At 41.7% G+C, this 283-nt stretch carries 1 protein-coding gene; it reads right to left on the bottom strand.

Annotated features, from left to right (window positions below; all coding sequences use genetic code 11):
* The coding region (locus HBA93_RS20710) for a hypothetical protein (protein WP_221724525.1) at window positions 1–206 on the bottom strand (206 nt) is incomplete at its 3' end.
* Window positions 207–283: the final 77 nt, after the last annotated feature.

The following is a 283-nucleotide window of genomic DNA, read 5'->3' on the forward strand; positions in this document are numbered from 1 at the left end:
CTAATGCTATATGTTGCAAAATCGGTCAAATTCTTTACCACTATCACCCGAGGGTGATCGTTTTTTGATCGCTTGTCCACAAAGTTAGACAAGGCGACTATTAATGCGGAAGCCAGTGGTTGTTGCATTGGCGCTACTATGTAGCGCGTGCGCAAATAAGAAAGAGAACTTTGATACTCTTTCGGTTCAAAAGTATCTTGATTCATCGTTAGCTGCCGTTAGCGAGGAAAAAAGATATGCGTCTCTCTATCCTAAAGCTCTTGAGCCATTTGCAAGTAATACT

It is taken from the genome of Ochrobactrum sp. SFR4, from assembly GCF_019730395.1.
Taxonomy (GTDB): Bacteria; Pseudomonadota; Alphaproteobacteria; order Rhizobiales; family Rhizobiaceae; genus Pseudochrobactrum.